Here is a 22,708-nt window from a genome sequence, read left to right as displayed (position 1 = left end):
CCATCCAAGGTTCAGTTCCTGAACTCTCGATAAAGTTCAGGAATGCACTTCGGCAGAAAGTCCGTTTGACGGTCGAGTCGTAAATATGGCTAGCGGCTGCCAATCTTTTGTTTTGGATGAAAGCTGACTTTTGTTATCGGCCAGAAGCCGCCCCTCGCCAGAGCAAGTTTTTTCAATTGGAATTTTATGTACACCATCCAAGCCTTTATAGCGAAACGTGATTCGTTTCCAATTCGGTTGCCACACCGAGCGATATCAAATTCGTTATCAAAAACGTGGGAATTTGAATTGGTAATGATCGAGGTACTCTGATAACGTCCCGCCTTATCCAGGCCGTTTTACAAGAGCCTGACTCATGCACCGACTCGGGGACACAAATGGAAAAAAATACCGCGCTCTCGGCATTCGCGCTGCTGGCCATTCTCGCCGCTGGCGCAAACGCCGACGCAAAATCACCCGCCGCACCCGCCGGCCTCGACGCAAACGGACACCTGATGCCGGTCGCGGCCGCCTCGTCCACCGCCGCTTCGTTTTCATACTCGCCGATTGAGCATGGCGTGCAAGTCCGCGTGGGCGGCGTGACCAAGAACGTGATCTTTTATGGCCCCGCGACGGTCCGCGTGAACACCACGCTAGGCGCCAATTTCTGGCGGCATCCGAGCATCGTCGTGACGGGCAAGCCCGCCGCCGTGGCCTTCACCACGCGCGACGACGCCGACACGCTGACGCTGCTCGGCAAACAACTTCACATCGTCATCGACAAATCGTCCGGCGCCCTGACCTTCAAGGACGCCAATGGCAAGGTCTATACGCGGGAGAGCCAGGCCGCGCCGCAGACCCTGAAAAAGATCGAGGTGTCCGGCGCGCCGACCTACGAGGCCGAGAACACTTTCACGCTCAAGCCCGATGAAGGCATCTACGGCTTCGGCTTCCTGGGCGAAGGCGAACTCAATCGCCGCAACAAGAATCTACTGCTGGTGCAGACCAATATCGGCATCGTCATCCCGGTCATGGTGTCGTCGGAGCGATACGGCATCCTATGGGACACCTACTCGAAGATGCGCTTCAAGGACACGCCCGAGGGCGCCTCGCTGTGGGCGGAAAGCGCGCCGGGCGGCGTCGACTACTACTTCATGGGCGGCACCACGTTGGACGAGGTCGTGGCCGGCTACCGCGACCTGACCGGCGCGGCGCCGATGTATGCCAAACAGGCCTTCGGTCTATTCATGAGCAAGGAACGCTACGAGACGCAGGCCCGCCTGGTCGAGGTGGCGCAAACCTTCCGCAAGGAGCAGTTCCCGCTCGACTACATCGTGCAGGACTGGCAGTACTGGGGCAGCGACCAGGACGGCAGCTGGAGCGGCATGACCTGGAACCCCGAGCGTTATCCCGATCCCAAGGGCATGACCAAGGCCATCCATGACCTGAACCTCAAGCTGATGGTGTCGATCTGGCCATCGATCGGCAACGACACGGCGCTGGCCAAGGAGCTCGACCAGAAGGGCCTGCGCTTCGAACCGCTGCACTGGATCTCCAAGAAGGCGCGCATCTACGATGCCTACAGCCCGGAGGGGCGCAAGATCTACTTCAAGCACGTCAAGAAGGGCCTACTCGACGTGGGCGTGGACGCGCTGTGGATGGACGGCACCGAGGTGGAAGTCAGCACGGCGGCCCACAGCGCCGCCGACAACGAGCGCGACATCAAGGGGCTCGGCGCCAACGCGCTGGGCGACTTCACCCGCTACCTCAATCCCTATACGCTGATGACCACCCAGGGCACGTATGACGGGCAACGGGCCACCAGCAACCAGCGCGTGCTGACCTTGACGCGCTCGGCCTGGGCCGGCGCGCAAAGGACGGCGGCCACCTCGTGGTCCGGCGACACCCGCGCCAGCTGGAAAACCTTGCTCGAACAGATCAACGGCGGCGTCAACGTCACCATCACCGGCAACCCGTACTGGACCCAGGACACGGCCGGCTTCTTCATCGGCAGCGATTTCCCGGGCGGCGAAAAGAACCCCTCGTATCGCGAACTGTACGCGCGCTGGCTGCAATACGCGGCCTTCAATCCGCTGATGCGCATCCACGGCACCGACGTCCAGCGCGAGCCCTACCTTTTCAAGCAGTCCGATCCCGAGATGTACAAGGCGCTGCGCGACGCCGTGCACCTGCGCTACCGTCTGCTGCCCTACATCTATAGCCTGGGCTGGAAGGTCACCCACGACGGCTACACGATGATGCGCGCGCTGCCGATGGATTTCCCGGACGACCGGGCCGTCCGCGACATCAACGACGCCTTCCAGTTCGGACCGTCGTTCCTGGTCCATCCGGTCACGCGCCAGATGTACCGTTTCCAGCCGCCGCCGGCCATCACCATCCCGGCGAGCACGCTGCGCACGCCCGACGGCAAGCCGGGACTGGCCGGCCAGTACTTCGAAGGCACCGGTTTCGAAACGCCCAAGGGCAAGACCGTCGACGCCACCATCGACTTCCAGTGGCCGGGCCCGCCGCTGGCGGACATTCCGGGAGGACTCACGAGCCTGGACAATTTCTCCGCGCGTTGGAGCGGCGCGATCGTGGCGCCTGAGGATGGCGAATACGAGCTGGGTGTCGAAGGCGACGACGGCTACCGCCTGTTTATCGACGGCAAGCTGGCCGTCGACGACTGGAAGACCGGCGGCAAGCGCTACGCCGGCACCAAAGTCACGCTGAAACAGGGGCAAAGCGTGCCGGTCAAGCTGGAGTATTTCCAGGGCGCCGCCGACCGCAATCTGCGGCTGGCGTGGCGCACGCCGTCGCAACTGACCAGCGCGGCGAAGGATACCGGCAAGCCGGACACCACGATGCAAACCTACCTGCCCGCCGGCGCCGACTGGTACGACTTCTGGACGCACGAGCGTTTCACCGGCGGCAAGACGGTGGCCAAGGACGTGCCGCTCGATGTCTTCCCGCTGTACGTGCGCGCCGGCGCCATCGTGCCGATGGGGCCGGTTGTGCAGTACGCGACCGAGCGGCCCGACGCGCCGTACGAGATCCGCGTCTATCCAGGCGCCGACGGCAAATTCACCGTCTACGAGGACGACAACGAAACCTACGACTACGAGAAGGGCCGATACGCGACCTACGACCTGACCTGGAACGACGCCACCAGATCGCTGACGGTCGGCGCCCGCAAAGGCGCCTACCCTGGCCTGGTCAAGACACGCAAACTTAACATCGTGCTTGTCGGCCCGGCCAACGCGACCGCGATCGAACCGGCCAACGCCGCCAAGTCGGTCACCTATACCGGCAAGCCGGTATCGGTGAGGTTCTGAGCGCGCGGCAGTGTAGCCGGTCCGCTACGGCCTTGAAACGAGCAGGTCCAAGGCAAGCTACGCGCCCTTCGCGCACCGCTTGGCTGGCACATTCGCGAGCAGATCCCATTGAGAGAGATAGCCAGGCGCTTGGGCATCTCCAGAAACACCGTCCGACGTTACCTGCGCTCGTAAACCATAGAGCCAGCCTACGCTGAGCGGCGCTCGACCCGCGCCATCGATAAATACGCGTTCCAACTTTCCGCCCTCCTCAAGACCGAGGCGGCGAAGTCGCGCAAGCAGCGGCGCACGCTGAAACAGATCCACGAGGACCTAAAAGAATTGGGGTTCGAGCGGTCTTACGACAGGGGCGCGGCGTTCGCGAGGACCTGGAGGGCAGGTCAAACTGAGAGGGGCAATCCGGCCAGCAAACGAACAAACAAGAGCTTACCCCTTGCCGGTCGTCCAGCTTAATTCCCCGCCAATATCTGCCGTGATGACGCTGACGGCTCATCGCCGACGCGCGCGGGCGCAGCCCAACCCTACCATTTTCAGGGTTTGTCATTCGTACCGGCGTTCGCCGCTACGCCACTCTCTGCCTTGCTGCGTTTGTTCATATACATGGCGTCATCGGCCATTTTGAGAAAATCCTTCGCGTCTCCGGAATGTTTCGTGGCCATGGCGACGCCGATACTGACATCAACGGTCACCTCGACGTCGCCTATGTCGATCGGGCGCAGTACTTCCACGCGCATTCGTTCGGCGATCAAGTGAGCTTCGCCCACCTCGGCATCGGGCGCAAGCAACGCAAATTCGTCGCCGCCCAAGCGACATAGAATATCGGTTTCTCTTTTGATCGCGCGGAGACGGTCGCCGATCGTTCGCAACACGAGATCGCCAGCCTGATGACCATGGGCGTCATTGATGGGCTTGAACTTATCCAGATCCAGCACCAGCACCGCGAACGTTCTGCTCGTATCGCGCTTCAGCCTGGCGAAGTTCGCTTCCAGTTCTTCGTTAAAGCGCCAGCGATTGGCCAAGCCGGTCAGGTCATCATGCGATGCTAAAAACAGCGTACGCTCATCGCGTTGACGCTGCACAGTGATATCCCGCGCAACGGCATAGAGGAAGTGCGATCCAGAGGCCGGTGCCGGTGTGGTCCAGTTTAACCAGCGATATTCGCCATTCTTGTGTCGGTAGCGATTGTCAAAGCTGATGGTGTCGATGCCCGTCCGCAGCTTTTGCACTTCTTGCTGGGTCTTTTCAACGTCGTCGGGATGCACCAATTCAAAGAAGCTTCGCGATAACAATTCACCTTGCGCATACCCGAGCGTACGCTCGAATGCCTGATTGATTCGATGAAAATGTCCGCTGGTCGTGGCGATGCACAGCATGTCTGTTGATTTGCATCGAAAACCGACCCACTTTACCGCGTAATTTGCATCTGAATCTGACCCACGTTTAGACCACAATCCTACTTATGATGATGAGTAGGGGAAGGGAGTGATCGACGTGGCACTACTTGGAATTATTAGACGCTGGCACATTCGTGACCGGGTTCCCCTGAGAGAGATCGCTAGGCGATTGGGTATCTCTCGCAATACCGTCCGACGCTACCTGCGCTCGGAAATGACCGAGCCTTCCTACGCAGATCGGCGAACGCCAAGCGCGATCGACAAATACGCATTCCAGCTATCGGGGATGCTGAAGGCCGAAGCTGCAAAGTCGCGCAAGCAACGACGCACGCTAAAGCAGATCCATGAGGCCTGAAGAAATTGGGGTTTGAAGGGTCTTACGATAGGGTCGCAGCGTTTGCGAGGGTATGGCGGGCGGGTCAAACTGACCGGGTCAATTCGGCGAGCAAACGAACACCCCAGACTCTCAATCCACCTTGGTCAGTTCTACGCCATCTACAACCACGCTTCGGGGTCCACTCCCCCGAAAGAGTTGATCCGCATGAAGCGCAGCGCGCTGCTGATCAACACCGCGCGCGGCGAGCTGGTCGACGAAACCGCGCTGGCCGACGCGCTGCGCGCGGGCGTGATCGCCGGCGCCGGCTTCGACGTGCGGACGCAGGAACCACCGCCGGCCGACAACGTGCTGCTCAACCTGCGCCTGCCGAATTTCCTGTTCACGCCGCACTCGGGCTGGGCCAGCTCGCAGGCGATGCAGGTGCTGGCCGATCAGCTGATTGACAATATCGAGGCGTGGGTGGCGGGTGCGCCCAGGAATGTGGTCGCCTGATTATCCGGATGCGTCCGATTGTCCGGGCAACGGCGATTTTTTCCGGCGCGACTTGTGCTCGTACATCGATTGATCCGCCATAGCGAGCAGCAACTCGCTGGTCGACCCGCCACGGGGGTAAATGGCGCTGCCGATGCTGGCGGCGGCTATCAGGGAAAGCCCGCCGATGTCGTATGGCTGCTCCATCACGGCCTCGAGCATCGCAACCACCTTCTCCGTTTCGGCGCCGCCGCTATTAACCAGCACGACGGCAAATTCATCGCCGCCCATGCGCGCCGCCATGTCAGCCTTGCGAATATGCGAGCTCAAGCGGCTGGCCGCCTGGCGCAACAATTCATCGCCGGCTGCGTGGCCGTGCGTATCGTTGATCTGCTTGAAGCCGTCGAGATCAAGGTACAGCAGGCCAAGGGACGCTCCCGTACGCTCGCACGCGGCGAGTTGCCGGTCCAGGAAGGCATGCAGCATGACGCGATTGGCGATGCCGGTCAGCGCATCGTGATGAGCTTGATGGGTCGCCGCATGCAGCATGTCCGATGCCTTGGCCAATGCCAGGCCGACCTCGTTGGCCTCGCGCAGGCCATAATTGGCGGACTTGACTTCCCCCCCGGATCCCAGCGCCAACGCAGGCGGGATCAAGCCTTTCATGGCCCGGCGAATTTTGGTGCCGATTATCCACGCGAAGACCAGGCCGGCGCCCAGTGTGACGATGGTAGCCAGCACCAGCAGCCACAGCTTGCCGACGGTCTGGGTCCTCAACACCTGCAAGGGGATGCCGATAGCCACTGTCCAGCCCGAGTATTGCGCGCGCGCCAGCACGGCAAGGATAGGTTTGCCATCCAGGGTGGCCGTTTCAAACGAACCTTCAGGCTGTTCGCGCATGCGCTGCAATACGTCGGGAATCGCCGAGGCCCCCACATATCGCTGCATATCGGCCGAACGTGCAACGATTTTTCCGCTTCTGTCCAAAATACTGGTGACCCAGTGCTCGGGATAATTTTGATGCTGCAGGATTTCGCCGAAACGTTCAACCGTCACCGTGCCGGACAACACGTTCAACCCGCCGCCGCGCTGCACAGGAATGCCGATCGAGACGATCTGCCGCCCGGAAAGGCGGCCGGTGAACAGGTTGGAGATATAGGTCGCCCTGTTCTCGCGCAAAGCCTTCAGTGCAAGCTGGTCCGGTTCCGGTGGCAGTGCTTGTCCTGTGGGCATCACGGTGTTCATTACCTGCCGTCCCTCGGCGTCCTCAAGCACCACGTTGAACATATTTTGCTTGATTGACAGCTCGCTGGCCTGCGCATGGAGTGCTGCCAGATCGTGGGCCATGAAGCTCGGCGACGTCGACAGCGCGAACAAGGAGGACTCGACGATGGCGAACTCCTTGTCGACCTCCATCGCGTTCGCGCGCGCGGTGGCCATGGCGCTGCGAATAAAGTTTTCCCGCGTAAGTTGGTAATCGTAGGAGATAAGAATGCCGGCGAGCAGGAAGGCGGGGAAAATGCAGGCTGCGACCAACAACATCAGCCTGGACCTGATCGATGGCGGATGAGATAACTTCATCGAAGCAAGGCAACTATGTGCAAGAGAATGTGTTTAGATTCTACAACAAATAGTTTATTGCCATACATGAACTTTTCTCATGTTCCCCGGATTACGGACTGCACGCCGTCATGCCATCAAAAGCTCCCCGGCAGCAGGATGTTTTTATCGACCTTGGTCACATCGCGCAGGCCGCAGAAGGCCATCGTCAGATCGAGCTCGTTGCGGATGATGTCCAGGCACTTGCTGACGCCCTGCTCGCCCATCGCCCCCAGGCCGTACAGGAACGGACGGCCGATGTAGACGCCTTTCGCGCCCAGCGCCAGCGCCTTGATCACGTCCTGGCCGGAGCGGACGCCGCCGTCCATGTGCACCTCGATCTGCTTGCCGACCGCGTCGGCGATGGCCGGCAGCGCGCCGATCGACGACTGCGCGCCGTCCAGCTGGCGGCCGCCGTGGTTGGAGACGATCAGCGCGTCGGCACCGCTTTCCACGGCGAGGCGCGCATCTTCCGCATCCATGATGCCCTTGATGATCAGCTTACCGCCCCAGCGCTGCTTGATCCACTCGACGTCCTTCCACGACAGGCTCAGGTCGAACTGCTGGCTGGTCCACGCCGACAGCGACGACATGTCCGACACCGAACTGGCGTGGCCGACGATGTTGCCGAAGCCGCGCCGTTTGGTGCCCAGCATGCCCAGCACCCAGCGCGGCTTGGTGGCCATGTTGACGATGTTCGGGATGGTCAGCTTCGGCGGCGCCGACAGGCCGTTGCGCAGATCCTTGTGGCGCTGGCCCAGCACCTGCAGGTCCAGCGTCAGCACCAGCGCCGAGCAGCGCGCGGCCTTGGCGCGGTCGATCAGGCGGTTGATGAACTCGCGGTCCTTCATCACGTACAACTGGAACCAGAACGGCTTGCTGGTGTTGGCGGCGATGTCTTCGATCGAGCAGATGCTCATGGTCGACAGCGTGAACGGCACGCCGAATTTTTCGGCCGCCTTGGCCGCGAGGATTTCGCCGTCGGCGTGCTGCATGCCGGTCAGTCCGGTCGGCGCCAGGGCCACGGGCATGGCCACGTCCTGGCCGACCATGGTGCTTTTCAGTGTGCGGTTTTCCAGGTTGACGGCCACGCGCTGGCGGAATTTGATGGTCTGGAAATCGTCGACGTTGGCGCGATAGGTGGATTCGGTCCACGAGCCTGCATCAGCATAATCGTAGAACATGCGCGGCACGCGCTTCTGGGCCAGCACGCGCAGGTCTTCAATGGTGGTGATGATGGTCATGCACACTCCTCCGTAACGATGATCGGCAAATCATCGGGCATTTCGGCGGAAATGCCAATAGGAATGTACTTCAGCGATTGTGGAGGTAAATTTGCAGCATGGCGAAATTGACGGCAAACTGTAGCGCGCTGGCCGACAATACGACGCCGATCAGCCAATTGCGGCTGCTTTGCACGATCTTTTCAACGTCCGCCTTGGTCGCATAGTGCGACAGACGTTGGTCCAGATATTCCCTGGTCACGTAATTGGCACGGATTTCCTTGACGATATCCACCACCGTTTCCATTTGATACTCCAGCAGCGAGACGCGCACCTCGATACGTTCATCATTTGCCATGATGTCCTCCAAGTCAAGCAGCGCCATCCGGGCGCGATCAGGGCAGCTTACGCCGGCAAGAACAAACCGCTCAGGATGTGGCGCAAAGATAAGACCCGGCGAACAAAGAAAAAGGGCCTGAAGATTACTCTTCAGGCCCTTCGTCTTACGAATTTTGGTGCGGCTGGCAGGAATCGAACCCACGACCCCTTGGTTCGTAGCCAAGTACTCTATCCAGCTGAGCTACAGCCGCTTAAGGCAACATTATAACAGGGGAAACTCAAATCAAGAAGCATACCGGCGCGAAATCTCACATATTTGGCCGGCATGTTGAGAAATCCGATTGACCGGCAAAATAAGCGGGACGATCATGCTTCCTATGAGTGCGACCACCGACAAGGATTATATCGACGCCAAGCTGGAGGCAACCGCCGCCAGACTAGAGGGCGTTGTGCGGGAAAATGAGGCGCAGCTCAGGACGTTGGAACAAACACTGCAATCGACTGCACAATCGCTACGGGCCGATTATGCAGCCCAGTCCGCACAACTGGAGGCCAACTTTCACCGCACGCAGAGCGAAATGATCAAATGGGTGGCCGCCACCTGCATCGGCAGTTCGGCGCTCACGATCGCGGCGATGTCGTTCATGTTGTCCAATTACGCGCCCAAGACTCCGGCGCCCATCATCGTCTACGCCCAGCCGGCGCCGCCGCGATAAGCTCCGCGTAAAGAAAAAGGGCCCGAAGATTTCTCTTCAGGCCCTTCGTCTTACGAATTTTGGTGCGGCTGGCAGGAATCGAACCCACGACCCCTTGGTTCGTAGCCAAGTACTCTATCCAGCTGAGCTACAGCCGCGAAAAACAAGATTATAACAGCGTTTTCTTGTTTGGCGAAGCATTCCAGAAAGAAATTTTGCAATCCGTTTCAGGAGCTTACACTTAAAGCAAAAGGGCCCGGAGATCACTCTCCGGGCCCTTCCACTTACGAATTTTTGGTGCGGCTGGCAGGAATCGAACCCACGACCCCTTGGTTCGTAGCCAAGTACTCTATCCAGCTGAGCTACAGCCGCGCAAGCAACATTATAAAGCATTAATTTCGTTTTGCAAAGTTTGATATTTTCTATCGTTTAGTTGGTCAAGCGCACGATACGCCGAATCAACCACTTTACAAACTGCTTTGCTGCATCTCCTTCAAGCGGCATGCCGTTCGAAAGAAGCAGCATTATAGGGACACTACCGCAGCTTGTCCAGCACTCTCTGTCAGGTGCCGAACTCGGCCGCCGCCTTGGCCGACCACAGCGCCTCGTTGTACGACGGATACGGATCGCCATAACAGTCGACCTGCCCGCCCTCGCCGACGAACTTGACCCACCAGCCGTCGCTGTCGGTGACGATGGCGATATCGCCCCGGCGGCAATGGCCGGCGATCTGCTCGCTGCGTTCGAGCACCACGATATTCACTTTCCTGTGCCTGACCACCGTCGCCATGCCAGCCTCCGCCATGCGCGGCTCCGCGCCGCTCCTCTATCAGTGTAGCGCCATTGTGCGGTGCAAGCCCGCTCCGCAGAGGCTTCATTCATGCCAGTGATCTCGATCATCATCAGAAAAAATTTGCATTCGTTTGCGCATTGCAGCATTATTGAGCTGTCTCCTCTATTCTCCTCCAAGGAAATAGATTTAGCCCGCTCCTGTAGCGGGCTTTTTTTTTGGTGTACGATGCGGTCAGCTTTGCCTTCCATAAGACAGAAAACAGACAGGTCGCCAGCATGCATGCATCCGATTCCGTCGCGCCGCCCTCCCCGGACTGGTCGCGCTCCGCCCTTGGCGATCCCGCCGGCTGGCCGCCGTCGTTGCGGCTGACGGTCGACATCCTGCTCAATTCCCCGCTGGCCATGCTGCTGATGTGGGGCCCCGAACAAATCATGGTGTACAACGACGCCTATTCCGCGCTGATCGGACTGTCGAGCCTGCGCGCGCCCGGCGGCGGCGTGCCGTCGATCCAGCCGGCGGCGTGGAGCTGGAACGGCGCGGCGATCCGCCAGGCCTGGAGCGGCGCCGGCGCCAGCTATCGCGGCGTCAGCCTGCCGGTGTGGCGCAACGACGGCGTCGCCCAGCAACTGCTCGACCTGTACTACACCCCGATCCGCAACGAACACGGCCAGGTGGCCGGCGTGCTGTGCGCGCTGAACCCGGCCCAGGGCGCGCCGGCGCCCGAGGGCGCGCGCCCGCTGCGCATCCTGGTGGTCGAGGACAACGCCGACGCCCGCTACCTGGTGTGCGAAACGCTGCGCGCGCTGGGCCACGAGGTGCAGGCCGCGGCCACCGGCGAGGACGCGCTGCCGGAACTGGCCGGCCAGCCGTTCGACGTGCTGTTCACCGACGTCAGCCTGCCCGGCATGTCGGGCGTCGAGCTGGCCCGCCAGGCGCTCAGGCAGGCGCCGACTCTGCAATTGCTGTTCGCCTCCGGCTACGGCGACGAACTGACGCGCCACCTGGAGTTTCCCGCTCAGTCGCTGCAAAAACCCTACGACATCGAACAGCTGCAAGCGGCGCTGGCGCAGATCGCCGGCCGCATGGACACCGGCCCCGCCTGAACGCCGCCAACCGTGCGGTGCCACGGCTTTGGTTAGGACTACAATGAAGACACCGTTAAACGTCAAGCGTTAGCCCGGCGAGCCCGCGGCCGCCATCCGGCGCCAACCGGCATCGCAGCAAGCCTGAACCATACATGATCCTTCCAACTGAGCCTACCGATGCCGTCACGCCCGCAACCCCGTCGGACGACGTCGAGCTCACCAGCCCAGCGACCACGCGCAACATGAGCGCGCGCGAGGCGCTGCGCCAAAACCAGCGGGAACTGCGCGCGCTCGCCAACTCGATGCCGCAGCTGGCCTGGATCGCCGAACGGAACGGCACCATGGCCTGGTACAACCAGCGCTGGTACGACTACACCGGCACCACGCCGCAGCAGATGGCCGGCGACGGCTGGCGCCAGGTCTACGCCCCCGACTGCCTGGACGCGATGGAACAGCGCTGGGCGCAGTCGCGCGAAAGCGGCGAACCGTTTGAGCTCGAGGTGCCGATCCGCAACGCCGACGGCGAATTCCGCTGGTTCCTGACGCGCGCCAACCCGGTCCACGACAGCAACGGCCGGGTGCTGCGCTGGTTCGGCACCAGCACCGACGTCGACCAGGTCAAGCGCGTGCAGGAGGCGCTGCGCGACGAAACCGCCGTGCTCGAGCTGGTCAACCGCATCGGCAGCGCGCTGGCCGCCACGCGCGACCTGCATCCGCTGCTGCAAGAAGTGACCGACGCCGCCACCAGCATCAGCGGCGCGCGCTTCGGCGCCTTCTTCTATCATGGCGTCGACGCCCACGGCAAGGCGCTGATGCTGCATACGCTGGCCAGCGGCACGCCGGCCGCCTATGCCCGCTTCGGCCTGCCGCGCGACTCGAAGCATTTCGTTCCCGAGCAGTGCGGCCGCGGCACCATCCGCAGCGACGACCTGCAGGCCGATCCCCGCTACGGCGCAGACCACCCCTGCCACGGCGTGCCGCCGGCCCAGCCGCCGGTGCGCAGCTACCTGGCGGTGCCGGTGGCGCTGCGCTCGGGCGTGGTGATCGGCTACCTGTTCTTCGGCCACCCCGAACCGCACATGTTCAGCGAACGCACCGAGCGCATCATCGGCGGCATCGCCGCCCAGGCCGCCGTGGCGATCGACAACGCGCGCCTGTACGAAGCCTCGCAGCAGGCGGCCGAGGAACGCAAGATCCTGCTCGACAGCGAACGCCAGGCGCGCGCCGAGGCCGAACGCAACAGCCAGATGAAGGACGAGTTCCTGGCCACGCTGTCGCACGAGCTGCGCACGCCGCTGACGGCCATCCTCGGCTGGGCCCAGGTGCTGCGGCGCGGCAGCCGCGACCAGGCCGACCTGCACCGCGGCCTGCAGACCATCGAGCGTAACGCCCGCATGCAGGCCCAGCTGATCGAGGACCTGCTCGACATGAGCAGCATCGCCTCCGGCAAGGTGCGGCTGGAAATGCTGACCTTGGCGCCGGCCGCCATCGTCGCCGCCGCCATCGACACCGTGCGCCCGGCCGCCGGGGCCAAGCAGATCGCCATCCACCGGCAGTTCGAGCCGATGCCCGGCATGGTGGCCGGCGACGCCAGCCGGCTGCAGCAGATCATCTGGAACCTGCTGACCAACGCGCTCAAGTTCACGCCGCCGGGCGGCAACATCACCGTCGCCATCCGCCGCGAAGGCGAGCAGATCGCCATCTCGGTGCGCGACAGCGGGGTCGGCATCGCGCCGTCCTTCCTGGCCCACGTGTTCGAGCGCTTCCGCCAGGCCGACGCCACCACCACCCGCAAGCACGGCGGGCTGGGGCTGGGACTGTCCATCGTCAAACACCTGACCGAACAGCACGGCGGCACCGTCACCGCCGCCAGCGACGGCGAGGGCCGCGGCGCCTGCTTCACCGTGCGGCTGCCGCGGCGCAGCGGCTTGGACGAACCGCTGGCCGCAGCCGGCGACGACGGTCGCCAGCGGCGTGCTGCAGCGCATGATTTGTCCGGCCTGCAAGTGCTGGTGGTGGACAACGAGGATGACGCCCGCGAGCTGATCAAGCGCATTCTCAACGACTGTAACGCCGACGTGCTGACGGCTGCCACCGCCACCGAGGCGCTGAGCTTGCTGCAGCATGCGCGGCCGGACCTGATGGTCAGCGACCTCGGCATGCCGGAAGTGGACGGCTACGGCCTGCTGGACCGCATCCGCGCGATGGGGCCGTCGCGCGGCGGCGACCTGCCGGCCATCGCGCTGACCGCCTTCGCCCGCTCGGAAGACCGGATCAAGGCGCTGTCCAGCGGCTTCCTGGCGCATATTTCCAAGCCGGTCGAGCCGAACGAACTGATCGCCAAGGTGGCCGCGATGGGGGCCGCCCCCCGCCACGCCTGAGGAGGCCGCGCGACACTGCCTGACTGTCAAGAGTTGTGAATATTCTTGCCACAAGCGGCCCATGTCACTCCTACTTGCAGACGCGGTAATGTCCTACAAGCAATGTGAGCTTCGCTTGCTACACTACAAAAACATCAAAAAGCGCGTACAATTATTTCCATGTGGAAATTAACCACACTTGTGTGCGCCGCAGCACATACGCATGCGCTATGATGGATTTAAGATAATTTTTTCGGCCATATGCCGATTTTGGGACAGACAGAGAACCTTATGCCGAGCCGAGACGAAATCCTGCGCGCCAAGATCCTGGTGGTGGATGACAGCGCCGACAACGTCGAATTGATGTTGGAAATCCTGCGCGAGGCCGGCTATACCGACGTCAGCTCGACCATGCTGCCGGAACAGGTGTGTCCGCTGCACCGCCAGCACTGCTACGACCTGATCCTGCTGGACTTGCAGATGCCCGGCCTGAACGGCTTCCAGGTGATGAAGGGCTTGAAGGAAATCGAACAGGGCGGCTACCTGCCTGTGCTGGCGCTGACGGCGCAGCCAAGCTTCAAGATCGCCGCGCTGGAAGCGGGCGCCCGCGACTTCATCAGCAAGCCCTTCGACCTGCTGGAAGTGCACAAGCGCATCCACAACATGCTGGAAGTGCGTCTGCTGTACAAGGAACTGGCGCAATACAGCCGGCAGCAGCAGGAACTGGCGCTGCATGATCCACTGACCGGCCTGCCCAACCGCCGCCTGCTGGAAGACCGCATCGCCACCGTGCTGCAGCACGCCACCCGCCAGCAGAACAAGGCGGCCGTGATGTACCTGGACCTGGACGGCTTCAAGACCATCAACGATACGCACGGCCACGCCACCGGCGACGAAATCCTGAAAATGGTGGCGCAGCGCCTGGTCGGTTGCGCCCGCAAGGAAGACACCGTCTCGCGCGTAGGCGGCGATGAGTTCGTCATCGTCATGGGCAATATCGGCCACCTGGGCGACACCCAGGAGCCGGCCGCCAAGCTGATCGAGGCGGTTTCCGAACCATATGTGATCAACGGCCTGACCTTGCGGCTGTCGACCAGCATCGGCATCGGCATCTATCCGGACGACGCCGGCGAAGTGGCCTCGGTCATCGCCGCCGCGGACGCCGCGCTGTACGAAGCCAAGCGCTCCGGCAAGAACCGCAGCTGCAGCGCGCAATCGCTGCAGGGCGCGCCGGCGCGCCGCCACACGATGTCGCCCGCCCCGGCCTGAGGCGCGGGGCGGGACCGGCCGGCGCCGCCGGCTCGCTGCTTGCTGCGGCTTAGTGCGCCGCCTCCTCGACATCGCTTTCCATCTTGCCCGCGTGTTGGTGATCGTCATGCGCATCGACCATTTCCGGCGCCACTTCGATGCGCGTCACGCCGGAATCGACCGACACCGGATCGCTGGCCGGGAACGTCATTTCCAAGCCGCCGTCGATCAGCGTTTCCTTGGCCTGCTCTTCCGGCGTGGCCTGCTCGTGTTCGGCCAGCGTGGTGATGGCGGCCGCCCACTTGACGAATTCCAGGTTGGCCAGCTCGCGCACCGAGTGCACGTTGAAGGCCTGCGCCAGCGCCTTGGCGTCCTTGGCGCTGATGCCGCGCAAGGCGCTGACGGGGGCGTCGGCCAGCGCGCGGAAACTCAGGCCCAGATATTCCTTGTCTACGACAGTATCGATATTCATCATGATTCCTTTCAGTGAGGGGATGTCCCAATGTGGCAGGCAGGCGACAACGAGTCTGTGCGGGATCGAACACTGGCGCGGTAGCGTTCGATTGACCCGTGGTTTTTGACATTCATATATGCAATTGCTATGATCGTCGAGCACCCCCAACCATGCTTCCCAGGCAGCTATCAGGCCGCGGATTTTGTTCCGTTCAGTGTCGTGCAGAGACCCCTGTGCCTAAAATAGAAAAACCAAAAATCCTGGTAGTCAACGACGATGCGAACAGCCTGTTTGCGCTGACCAGTTTGCTTGCCCAGTGGGCTGAGCAGGAATCCTACGAAGTGCTGGCGGCCCGCTCCGGCCAGGAAGCGCTGCGCCAGGTGCTGATGCACGACTTCGCCGTGATCCTGCTCGACGTCAACATGCCCGGCATGGACGGTTTCGAAACGGCCGAGGCGATCCACCAGCGCGCCCGCTCGGCCGACATCCCCATCATCTTCATCACCGCCTTCCTGGCCGACGAGCTCGACCGGCTGAAGGCTTACCAGCGCGGCGCCGTCGATTTCCTGTTCACGCCGGTGATCCCGCAGATCCTGTACGCCAAGATCGCCGTGTTTGTCGCGCTGGCGATGAAGAACGAAGAGTTGAAGAAGCAGGCACGCCAGCTGAGCCAGCGCACCACCGAGCTGACCGCCACCAACGTGCGCCTGACGCGCGAGATCGAGGACCGGCAGTCGGCCGAGCGGCAAAACCACGCCAAGGACGAATTCCTGGCCATGCTGGGCCACGAGCTGCGCAATCCGCTGAGCGCGATCAGCAGCGCCGCCTCGCTGATCGGCCTGCCCGGCGTCAGCGCCGAGGGCGTGATCCGCGCCAAGAAGATCATCCAGCGCCAGAGCCACCACCTGGGCCGCATCGTCGACGACCTGCTGGACCTGTCGCGCGCGATGTCCGGCAAGATCCTGCTCAACCGCACGCCGGTGGACCTGGCCGCGCTGGTGGCGACGGCGCTGGACACCTACCGCGCCACCGGCCGCAGCGCCGACTTCCAGCTGGTGCCGGACCTGGACCCGGGCTGGGTCAGCGGCGACGCCACGCGGCTCGAGCAGATCACCAGCAACCTGCTCGACAATGCGCTCAAGTACACGCCGCCGGGCGGCCGCATCGAGGTGCGCACCTGGACCGAAAACGACGACGTGGTGTTGAGCGTGCGCGACACCGGCGTCGGCATCGCGGCCGACCTGCTGCCGCACGTGTTCGACGTGTTCGTGCAGGGCTCCAGCACGCTGGACCGCTCGCAAGGCGGGCTCGGCATTGGACTGTCGCTGGTGCGGCGGCTGGCCGAACTGCACGGCGGCGCCGTGGTCGCCGAAAGCAAGGGTCCGGGCGGCGGCAGCACCTTCACGCTGCGCCTGCCGCGCATCGAGCACCAGCCGGCGCCGGCGCCGGCGCCCAGCGGCGACAGCCAGGGCGAGCTGGCCAAGCCCAGCGTGCTGCTGATCGAAGACAACGACGACGGCCGCGAAATGATGACCATGATGCTGAGCTGCTACGGCTACGAGGTGCAGGCGGCGGCCGACGGCCTGCAGGGGCTGGAGGCCGCCGGCCGCTTCCTGCCGGAACTGGCGCTGGTCGATATCGGCCTGCCCGGCATCGACGGCTACGAGGTGGCGCGCCGCCTGCGCGCCGATCCGGCCACCCGCCACATGCGGCTGATCGCGCTCACCGGCTACGGCCAGGCCGAGGATTTGCGGCGCGTCATGGAAGCCGGCTTCGACCGCCACCTGGTCAAGCCGGTGGACATCGACCAGCTGATGGAAGTGATCGGCAGCCGCATGCCGGCGCCGGTCCGCTAGCGGCCCGGCCAGTGCGCCACGTCCGGCAAAGCTCGGGTATGATCGCTCCATAAAAAGTCCGTCCACGAAGAGAAAACCATGTCCTTACCGGCACAACAAGAACAGCATCCCGACCAGCAGGACGCCCTGCGCAGCGCCGACCTGAGCGACCTGCTCGGCCATCTCCACACGTGCTGGGACAATGAACGCCGCTCGCTGTCGCGCCAGCTGCACGACAGCCTGGGCTCGTCGCTGACCGCGCTGACCATGCACCTGGGCCTGCTGATGCAGAAGATGCCGCAGGAGCCGGCGCTGCAGGACCGCGCGGCCCACATGAAGAAGCTGCTGTTGCAGATCGTCGAAACCAACCGCCAGATGCAGCTCAAGCTGTGGAACGACAAGCTGGAATTCCTCGGCGTGCGCGTGGCGCTGGGCGAGCTGGTCGCGCAGTTCGGCGAGCAGCACCAGCTGGCCGCGCGCTGCAGCCTGCCGGAGGACGAACTGCAGTGCCCGCGCAGCCACGGCATCGTGCTGCTGCACACGCTGGAAGAAGCGCTGCGCAACATCGCCGCGCACGCGCAGGCCAGCGAGGTGGACGTCATCGTCGACGACAACGAGGACGAGGTCATGCTGACGGTAAAGGATAACGGCATCGGCCTGCCCGGCCCGGTGGCGGCCGTGCTGGGCCAGGTGTCCGGCAAGTTCGGCCTGCGCATGGCGCGCGAACGCGCCGCCTACCTGGGCGGCACGCTGACCCTGGCCAGCGGCGCCGAGCGCGGCGTGACCCTGACCATGATCCTGCCGAAGCAGACTAGTGTAGCTTGACCAGCGGCGTGCTGCGCTTGATCAGGAAGCGCGCCAGCGCCAGCACACCGGTGCGCACCGTGCCCAGCACCGCGCGGTGGTGCAGCAGGTGCAGGCTGACATACATCATCCGCGCGACAAAGCCGTCGACAAACCAGCTCAATCCCTTCAGCGATCCCATCAGGCTGCCCACCGACGTGGTCTGGCCGAACGACACCAGCGAGCCGTAGTCGCGGTACACATAGGGCCGGGCCGGCGGCGGCTTGCCCGCGTGTTGCCGCATGAAGGTGTCGAACAGGTAATCGGCCTGCTGATGCGCCGCTTGCGCGCGCGGCGGCACCAGCTTGCCGTCCGGGCCGGTGCACGCGGCGCAATCGCCCAGCGCGAAAATATGGTCGCAGCCGGCGACGGCCAGGTTGCCGCCGACCTCGACCTGGCCCGATTTCACCGTCGGCAGCCCCAGCGCCTTGAGGAAATCCGGGGCCTTGATGCCGGCAGCCCAAACCACGATCTGCGCCGGATAGACGACCTCGCCGGCGGTGACGGCGTCGGCGGCGATCGCCGTCACGCGGGTGCCGGTCACCACCTTGACGGCGCGCTGCCGCAGCAACTCCAGCGCGGCCGACGACACCTTTTCCGGCAGCGGCGCCAGGATGCGCGGCGCCCCTTCGAGCAAGGTGATGCGCACGTCGCGCTCGGCCTGCAGCCGGCGGAAGCCATAGGTGGCGTACACGCCGCTGGCCTCGCGCAGTTCCGCCGCCAGCTCGACGCCGGTGGCGCCGCCGCCGATGATGACGATGTCGACGCCGGCCTCGGGCCGCGTGTCCTTCTGCAGCTCGGCCTGCGTCAGCAGCTTGAGCAAGGTCAGGCGGAAGCGCTCGGCGTCCTCGGTGGCGTTGAGTGAAATGGTATGTTCGGCCGCGCCGGGCACGCCGAAATAGTTGGAGGTGCTGCCGACCGCCAGCACCAGCGAGTCGAAGCCGACCTGCCGCTCCGGCAGCACTTCTTCGCGCCGCGCATGGTCGGCGCTGTCGCCGCTGTAGATGGCGCCGACGGTCAGCCGCCGCTGCGCCGCGTCGAGCGCGAGCAGCGGTCCGTAGACAAAGGTGAAGCCATTGTCGTGCGCCAGCATCTGGTAGGACAGGCCTTCCTGGTGCACGTCCAGCGTGCCGGCCGCCACCTCGTGCAGCGACGGCTTCCAGATATGGAACAGGCGGCTGTCGACCAGGGTCACCGCTTGGGCGCCCAGCTTGCGGCCCAGCTTGCAGGCAAGCTCCAGCCCGCCCGCCCCGCCGCCCACGATCACGATTTTGCTATGCAAACGCTGCTCCTGTGGCGGCGGCCGGCGCCGCGTTGTCAGTCCTTGTTGTGGCCGTGGCCCTTGCCGTTGTCGTGGTCGTCGCGGTCATCGCGTCGATCGTCGCGGCGGTCTTCATGGTGGCCGTCGCGGTAACCTTCACGGTAGCCGTCGCCATGACGTTCGCGGTAGCGCGGCGCGTATTGGTTGTTGTACCAGCCGTCCTGGACGAAGTACACGCGCTGGCCGCAGGCGTTGTAGGCGCCGCAATGCTTGGACCAGTGCTTGATGTGGCCTGGCGGCACGCGCAGGTAGATAGGCGCGGTCTCGACATAGCGGACCGGACGCTCGACCAATATCGGCTCGCGATAGATCACTTGCGGCTGCGGAAAATCGCCGATATCGAGACGGCCGTAGAAACCGGGCTGGCCGACGTTAATGGAGACGCCCACGTTCTGGGCGAAGGCGCTGCCGGACAATACCAGCAGACTGATGGCGATGATCTTGGCTTTCATATTTGCCTCTTTTCTTATATGAATGGCTGAGCGGTGTTACTCATTCGCAATAATATCAGGCTCAGCTTTCATTATCCGTACGCCAGCGCACATAGTTGTCACCATAGTTGAGCTAGCGGCAACACCACGCCGCTAAAGAAAGACCAATCCGGCGACGCGTGGTTCAATCCGTGCGCAAACCCGGCGTCCAGGGTCAGCCGCTTGCTGGGACTGTACGAGACGGCAAACAGCACCTGCGCCGTGCTGGCCGCGCCGCTGCGGCGGGTGCCGGACAGTTCGCCGGTCGCGCCCCACTGCTCGTTGACCGGCGTCGAGAACGAGGCCGACAGGCCGGTCTGCACGCGTCCGCTGCCCGGCTCGTAGCTGCCCAGGCGGGTGCCGTTCAGGTTGGCGTCCATGTGCACGCTGCCGATGTCCTGGCTGTAGATGCCGTTCAGGCTGTAGTCGGCGCGGCCGCTGCCGATGCTGTCCCTGGCGGTCGGCGCCTTGGCGCCCAGTTCCAGGCCCAGCGCGCTGTCCTCGCCGAGGATGAAGGCGCGCTTGAGCACGAACTGCGTATCGCCGATGCCGTGCGCGCGGCCGCCGTCGCCGTCCGGCGCCGACACATAGCCCTCGCCCACCAGCACCACGCCCCACTGCTGGTTGAAGCCCAGCTTGAGCGCGTACGGCAGGCTGTTGCGGCGGCCATCGTCGGATTTGCTGCTCAGCCCGCCAAGCTCCAGCTCCAGCTGGCCGGCCGCCGGCAATTGCGCCGGGCTCGACACCGACGGCCGGTAAGGCGTGACCGGCGGCCCCTCCTGCGCCAGGCAAAACAGCGGCAACAGGCACAGCGCGGCGGCGGAAACAGGCATTTTCATAGCGGTCCTTGAGAGGGAGATGGCATTCAGCGTAGCACGTCCCTTGGCGAGGAGAAAGTACCTATGCTAAGATAATAGTTCGATACCTAACGATTAGCAGGTGAATAGTATGTCTTCTATCGAAGAGCGTTTCTCCTCCGCGCTGCACGGCACCGCCCGCGCCTGGCGCCTGGCGATCGACCGCCGCCTCAAGCACCTGGGCATCAGCCAGTCCAGCTGGATGGCGATCGCCCTGACCGCCAAGGAAAAGGAGCCGCCGTCGCAGACCCGGCTGGCCGCGCGCGTCGGCGTCGAGGATCCGACCATGGTCGCCACCATCGACCGTCTGGTCAAGGCCGGTTACATGCTGCGCACGCCGTCGGCGACGGACCGCCGCGTCAAGCTGCTCAGCCTGACCGACGAAGGCTGGCGCCTCTATGCCACCGTGAAATCCGAGGCGGAAGTCGTGCGCAATGAAATGCTCGGCAAGGCCGATCCGGAAATCCTGCGCGTCGTCACCGAGTTCCTCGAATCGATGCAGACCGACATCGAGTCCTGCGCATGAGCGACGCAGTGACCGCCGCCGGGCCGCAGCAGCAGCCGCCGATCAACCGCCGCATGATCACCATCTCGATCATGCTGGCGACCATCATCCAGGCGCTGGACGGCACCATCGCCAACGTCGCGCTGCCGCACATGCAGGGCAGCCTGTCGGCCTCGCAGGACCAGATCACCTGGGTGCTGACCTCCTTCATCGTGGCCGCCGCCATCGCCACCCCGCTGACCGGCTGGCTGTGCGACCGCTACGGCCAGAAGAACATCTTCCTCACGGCGGTGGCCGGTTTCACCGTGGCCTCGGTGCTGTGCGGCCTGTCCGGATCGCTGGCCGAAATCGTCGCCGCGCGGCTGCTGCAGGGCGTGTTCGGCGCCGCGCTGGTGCCGCTGTCGCAGGCCACGCTGCTCGACATCAACCCGCGCGAAAAACACGGCTCGGCCATGGCCGTATGGGGCATGGGCGTGATGATCGGCCCCATCCTCGGCCCCACCCTGGGCGGCTGGCTGACCGACAGCTACAACTGGCGCTGGGTGTTCTTCATCAACGTGCCGGTCGGCGCGATGGCGTTCTACGGCATCTGGCGCTACATCCGCCCGGTGCCGGGCGCCCGCAAGATGAGCTTTGACGCCTTCGGCTTCGTCACGCTCAGCTTGGCCATCGGCGCGCTGCAGATGCTGCTGGACCGCGGCGAGCAGAACGACTGGTTCGCCGCCACCGAAACCTGGATCGAGGCGGTGGTGCTGGCGCTGAGCTTTGCGTATTTCGTCGCCCACACCGCGCTGCGGCCGGCCGGCCAGTCCTTCTTCGACTACCGGCTGCTGAAGAACGCCAACTACGTCAGCGGCCTGCTGTTCATCTTCATCGTCGGCCTGGTGCTGTTCGCCACCCGCGCGCTGACGCCGTCGATGCTGCAAAGCCTGATGGGCTATCCGGCCGCCGTCGCCGGCCTGGTCACGGCGCCGAGCGGCATCGGCACCATGATCGCGATGATGGTGGTGGGCCGGCTGGTCGGCAAGTTCGACCTGCGGCTGCTGCTCGGCCTGGGCTTCGCCATCACCGCCTTCTCGCTGTGGCAGATGACGCGCTACACGCTGGTGCTGTCGCAAAGCGACATCGTCTGGCCGGGCGTGATCCAGGGCCTGGGACTGGGGCTGGTGTTCGTGCCGCTGAGCGCCGCCACCTTCGCCACCCTGTCGCCGGAGATGCGCGCCGAAGGCACGGCCATCTACAGCCTGATACGCAATATCGGCAGCTCGATCGGCATCGCGCTGGTGCAGACGCTGCTGGTGCGCAACACGCAGACCATGCACGCCACGCTGGCCGAGAAGATCACCACCGTCAACCCGTCGCTGCTGGACAACCTCGCCACGCCGGAAGCGGCGGCCGCGCTGAACGGCGAGATCACCCGCCAGGCCTCGATGATTTCGTATGTCGACGATTTCTGGCTGATGATGATCTTGACGCTGTGCGTGATCCCGCTGTTGCTGCTGATACGCCCGCCGGCCAAACACGCCGCACCCGCCGTCGACCACGCCGCCATGGACTGATGATGA

At 63.7% G+C, this 22,708-nt stretch carries 18 protein-coding genes, 3 tRNA genes and 3 pseudogenes; 12 read left to right on the top strand and 12 right to left on the bottom strand.

The features are described from left to right. The first annotated feature begins 377 nt into the window (after positions 1-377). Both ACSQ3S_RS13580 and ACSQ3S_RS13575 read left to right on the top strand, forming a co-directional pair. Positions 378-3,314 carry a TIM-barrel domain-containing protein gene (locus tag ACSQ3S_RS13580; RefSeq protein WP_436142686.1) on the top strand — a complete coding sequence of 979 codons (2,937 nt, stop codon included), beginning with the start codon at positions 378-380 and terminating at the stop codon, positions 3,312-3,314. A 78-nt stretch (positions 3,315-3,392) separates the two neighbouring features. After that, positions 3,393-3,488, top strand: a pseudogene (locus ACSQ3S_RS13575) (helix-turn-helix domain-containing protein); the annotation flags it as partial. A 356-nt stretch (positions 3,489-3,844) separates the two neighbouring features. Here the strand turns inward: ACSQ3S_RS13575 and ACSQ3S_RS13570 are convergent. Next, on the bottom strand, positions 3,845-4,687 hold the full coding sequence (locus ACSQ3S_RS13570; RefSeq protein WP_436142685.1) for a sensor domain-containing diguanylate cyclase: 843 nt from the start codon (positions 4,685-4,687) through the stop codon (positions 3,845-3,847). A 109-nt stretch (positions 4,688-4,796) separates the two neighbouring features. Here ACSQ3S_RS13570 and ACSQ3S_RS13565 point away from each other — a divergent pair. Both ACSQ3S_RS13565 and ACSQ3S_RS13560 read left to right on the top strand, forming a co-directional pair. After that, a pseudogene (locus ACSQ3S_RS13565) lies at positions 4,797-5,125 on the top strand (helix-turn-helix domain-containing protein); the annotation flags it as partial. 112 nt (positions 5,126-5,237) lie between these two features. Continuing rightward, positions 5,238-5,537: pseudogene (locus ACSQ3S_RS13560) on the top strand (NAD(P)-dependent oxidoreductase); the annotation flags it as partial. Here ACSQ3S_RS13560 and ACSQ3S_RS13555 read toward each other — a convergent pair. The 4 genes from ACSQ3S_RS13555 to ACSQ3S_RS13540 all read right to left on the bottom strand — a co-directional run bounded on the left by ACSQ3S_RS13555 (position 5,538) and on the right by ACSQ3S_RS13540 (position 8,928). Then, positions 5,538-7,058: a diguanylate cyclase domain-containing protein gene (locus ACSQ3S_RS13555; protein WP_436142684.1), complete on the bottom strand. Its 1,521-nt coding sequence runs from the start codon at positions 7,056-7,058 to the stop codon at positions 5,538-5,540. Between the two features lie 155 nt (positions 7,059-7,213). Beyond that, the gene (locus ACSQ3S_RS13550; RefSeq protein WP_436142683.1) at positions 7,214-8,359 is read right to left on the bottom strand and encodes an alpha-hydroxy acid oxidase; all 1,146 of its coding nucleotides are present in this window, start codon (positions 8,357-8,359) and stop codon (positions 7,214-7,216) included. 70 nt (positions 8,360-8,429) lie between these two features. Next, positions 8,430-8,879 (bottom strand): hypothetical protein, encoded by a 450-nt coding sequence (locus ACSQ3S_RS13545; protein WP_413448980.1) that lies wholly within the window; start codon positions 8,877-8,879, stop codon positions 8,430-8,432. Continuing rightward, positions 8,852-8,928 (bottom strand) — tRNA-Arg (locus ACSQ3S_RS13540). The genes ACSQ3S_RS13545 and ACSQ3S_RS13540 overlap by 28 nt, the downstream gene beginning before the upstream one ends. A gap of 126 nt (positions 8,929-9,054) precedes the next feature. Between ACSQ3S_RS13540 and ACSQ3S_RS13535 the strand changes: the two genes are divergently transcribed. Beyond that, positions 9,055-9,393 (top strand): hypothetical protein, encoded by a 339-nt coding sequence (locus tag ACSQ3S_RS13535; RefSeq protein WP_176655994.1) that lies wholly within the window; start codon positions 9,055-9,057, stop codon positions 9,391-9,393. A gap of 60 nt (positions 9,394-9,453) precedes the next feature. Here the strand turns inward: ACSQ3S_RS13535 and ACSQ3S_RS13530 are convergent. From ACSQ3S_RS13530 to ACSQ3S_RS13520, 3 genes are all read right to left on the bottom strand, one after another. Further along, a tRNA-Arg gene (locus ACSQ3S_RS13530) sits at positions 9,454-9,530 on the bottom strand. 137 nt (positions 9,531-9,667) lie between these two features. Then, positions 9,668-9,744: transfer RNA gene (locus ACSQ3S_RS13525), tRNA-Arg, on the bottom strand. Between the two features lie 190 nt (positions 9,745-9,934). Then, positions 9,935-10,177 (bottom strand): hypothetical protein, encoded by a 243-nt coding sequence (locus tag ACSQ3S_RS13520; protein ID WP_353404988.1) that lies wholly within the window; start codon positions 10,175-10,177, stop codon positions 9,935-9,937. A gap of 263 nt (positions 10,178-10,440) precedes the next feature. Here ACSQ3S_RS13520 and ACSQ3S_RS13515 point away from each other — a divergent pair, with 263 nt between their 5' ends. The 3 genes from ACSQ3S_RS13515 (at position 10,441) to ACSQ3S_RS13505 (ending at position 14,879) form a co-directional block, all read left to right on the top strand. Continuing rightward, complete coding sequence (locus ACSQ3S_RS13515) at positions 10,441-11,268, top strand: response regulator (RefSeq protein ID WP_436142682.1); 828 nt, start codon at positions 10,441-10,443, stop codon at positions 11,266-11,268. 134 nt (positions 11,269-11,402) lie between these two features. Continuing rightward, a complete protein-coding gene (locus ACSQ3S_RS13510) occupies positions 11,403-13,631 on the top strand; it encodes an ATP-binding protein (RefSeq protein ID WP_436142681.1) in 2,229 nt (742 codons plus the stop codon). 270 nt (positions 13,632-13,901) lie between these two features. Beyond that, positions 13,902-14,879, top strand: a complete 978-nt coding sequence (locus ACSQ3S_RS13505; RefSeq protein ID WP_436142680.1) for a diguanylate cyclase domain-containing protein — start codon at positions 13,902-13,904, stop codon at positions 14,877-14,879. A 49-nt stretch (positions 14,880-14,928) separates the two neighbouring features. On the opposite strand, the gene ACSQ3S_RS13500 is transcribed toward ACSQ3S_RS13505, so the two are convergent. Next, the gene (locus tag ACSQ3S_RS13500) at positions 14,929-15,330 is read right to left on the bottom strand and encodes a hypothetical protein (RefSeq protein WP_176656014.1); all 402 of its coding nucleotides are present in this window, start codon (positions 15,328-15,330) and stop codon (positions 14,929-14,931) included. A gap of 215 nt (positions 15,331-15,545) precedes the next feature. On the opposite strand from ACSQ3S_RS13500, the gene ACSQ3S_RS13495 reads away from it, so the two are divergent. Both ACSQ3S_RS13495 and ACSQ3S_RS13490 read left to right on the top strand, forming a co-directional pair. Next, positions 15,546-17,168: a response regulator gene (locus ACSQ3S_RS13495; RefSeq protein WP_176655990.1), complete on the top strand. Its 1,623-nt coding sequence runs from the start codon at positions 15,546-15,548 to the stop codon at positions 17,166-17,168. A gap of 78 nt (positions 17,169-17,246) precedes the next feature. Then, on the top strand, positions 17,247-17,972 hold the full coding sequence (locus tag ACSQ3S_RS13490; protein ID WP_176655989.1) for a sensor histidine kinase: 726 nt from the start codon (positions 17,247-17,249) through the stop codon (positions 17,970-17,972). On the opposite strand, the gene ACSQ3S_RS13485 is transcribed toward ACSQ3S_RS13490, so the two are convergent. The 3 genes from ACSQ3S_RS13485 to ACSQ3S_RS13475 form a co-directional block, all read right to left on the bottom strand. Continuing rightward, positions 17,959-19,272: an NAD(P)/FAD-dependent oxidoreductase gene (locus ACSQ3S_RS13485; RefSeq protein WP_436142679.1), complete on the bottom strand. Its 1,314-nt coding sequence runs from the start codon at positions 19,270-19,272 to the stop codon at positions 17,959-17,961. The genes ACSQ3S_RS13490 and ACSQ3S_RS13485 overlap by 14 nt on opposite strands. A 35-nt stretch (positions 19,273-19,307) precedes the next feature. After that, positions 19,308-19,763 carry a hypothetical protein gene (locus tag ACSQ3S_RS13480; protein WP_436142678.1) on the bottom strand — a complete coding sequence of 152 codons (456 nt, stop codon included), beginning with the start codon at positions 19,761-19,763 and terminating at the stop codon, positions 19,308-19,310. A gap of 98 nt (positions 19,764-19,861) precedes the next feature. Beyond that, a complete protein-coding gene (locus ACSQ3S_RS13475) occupies positions 19,862-20,620 on the bottom strand; it encodes a transporter (RefSeq protein WP_353404919.1) in 759 nt (252 codons plus the stop codon). A 109-nt stretch (positions 20,621-20,729) separates the two neighbouring features. On the opposite strand from ACSQ3S_RS13475, the gene ACSQ3S_RS13470 reads away from it, so the two are divergent. Together ACSQ3S_RS13470 and ACSQ3S_RS13465 are read left to right on the top strand one after the other, a co-directional pair. Next, positions 20,730-21,164 carry a MarR family transcriptional regulator gene (locus tag ACSQ3S_RS13470; protein WP_176655986.1) on the top strand — a complete coding sequence of 145 codons (435 nt, stop codon included), beginning with the start codon at positions 20,730-20,732 and terminating at the stop codon, positions 21,162-21,164. Further along, positions 21,161-22,702: an MDR family MFS transporter gene (locus ACSQ3S_RS13465; protein WP_436142677.1), complete on the top strand. Its 1,542-nt coding sequence runs from the start codon at positions 21,161-21,163 to the stop codon at positions 22,700-22,702. The genes ACSQ3S_RS13470 and ACSQ3S_RS13465 overlap by 4 nt, the downstream gene beginning before the upstream one ends. Positions 22,703-22,708: the final 6 nt, after the last annotated feature.

The sequence above is a fragment of the Duganella sp. LjRoot269 genome (genome assembly GCF_964254095.1).
Classification (GTDB): Bacteria; Pseudomonadota; Gammaproteobacteria; order Burkholderiales; family Burkholderiaceae_D; genus Rugamonas; species Rugamonas hordei.
The sequence above is the reverse complement of the archived record's forward strand: the minus strand, read 5'-3'. Positions and strand labels throughout refer to the sequence as shown.